Origin of the sequence: Geomesophilobacter sediminis (assembly GCF_016458275.1) — a bacterium.
Lineage (GTDB): Bacteria > Desulfobacterota > Desulfuromonadia > Geobacterales > Geobacteraceae > Geomesophilobacter > Geomesophilobacter sediminis.
The window spans coordinates 1-1188 of sequence record NZ_JAEMHM010000046.1; the positions used below are offsets into that span (position 1 = coordinate 1).

The window sequence follows — 1188 nt, forward strand, 5'->3', positions numbered from 1 at the left end:
GTGTGGGAGAGTAGGTCGCCGCAGGGAATTTATTTGAAAGGCCCACCTGACATAGCGTCGGGTGGGCCTTTTGCTTTGCCTTTTCCCTTAGCTTCGGTCGTAGACTTTGGTTATTTCTGCCAGCCGCGCCGATAGCTGTCTGGTCAGGTTTTCCGGCCGGTACCTCCAGAGCCAGTTGCCGCCGGTTCCTCCCGGGGTGTTCATCCGTGCCTCCTTGCCCAAACCGAGTACGTCCTGCAGTTGAAGGATTGCGGTGTCTGCCACCGATATCTCTGCCATCCTGATGAACTCCCACGCCACGTCCCGGTCGGCTCGCCGGCCGAGGTACCGGAAGTAATCCTCCTTTTCCTCCTGGCTTGCGGTATCAAACCACCCCTGGCAGGTGTCCGTGTCGTGGGGCCCGGTGTAGACGACAGAAGCGCGAGGGGAGCGAAGGGATATGGCAGAGTATTCCACTACCGCCCTTTTTCATCGGTTCCCCCGGGCGACTTCGCTTCTTCTGGGAGGCTCGGGCGGATTGTAGCGATTGTCGCCTCCCAAGGGAATGCGGGCTTTTGCCTCGGCCGCCTCTCGAATCGTGTCGAGTTCCCTTTCGATGTCTATACTGCTTTCCGCTTCGCCTCTCAGGACGCCGCTGATGACCAGGTCTATCGGGACGAGCTCGGCATGGCATTCGAGGTAGACCGGAGCCACCGGACTCTGGCGTGCCGTCGGGACGACCTTCCATCTCAGTGCCCCGGTGAAGCTCGGATGGCTGAGGATCAGTTCGCTCACTTCGCCGTTATGGGCATCGGTGGTAATCCTCTCCTTGACGGATTGGCCGTGGACGATGCTCTCGCGGATAAAGCTGTGCTGCCCTGGGGAGGAGATGCGGGTCTCTGTTATTCCGACTTGGTATCGGCCCGGGTTCTTGGTGCGATCGATCAATACCGACCAGAGTGTCTCCGGGTCGGCGTGGATAAGCACTCGAAACGTCTTACTCAACATGGTAGCGCGCCTCCTTTTGCTTAATGGTAGCTAATCTGATGAGGCGCTGTCTAGGCCGATTAATGGGGAGCATCATCCCGCCAGCTGCGGTCGGGGCAAGTCGTGGTGAAAAAAATACAGCTCGCGGAAAAAACCTGTTGACACTCGGAGGCGGTTCGGGTAAGTTGCTGAGTCTGTCGCGAACGGCGGCTTGGTCTTTGA

At 58.7% G+C, this 1188-nt stretch carries 2 protein-coding genes; both read right to left on the bottom strand.

Annotation, left to right across the window (positions count from 1 at the left end; all coding sequences use genetic code 11):
• Positions 1-87: 87 nt before the first annotated feature.
• A complete protein-coding gene (locus tag JFN93_RS25265; RefSeq protein ID WP_199387167.1) occupies positions 88-456 on the bottom strand; it encodes a 4-alpha-glucanotransferase in 369 nt (122 codons plus the stop codon).
• Between the two features lie 12 nt (positions 457-468).
• On the bottom strand, positions 469-987 hold the full coding sequence (locus JFN93_RS25270; RefSeq protein WP_199387168.1) for a hypothetical protein: 519 nt from the start codon (positions 985-987) through the stop codon (positions 469-471).
• Positions 988-1188 lie beyond the last annotated feature (201 nt).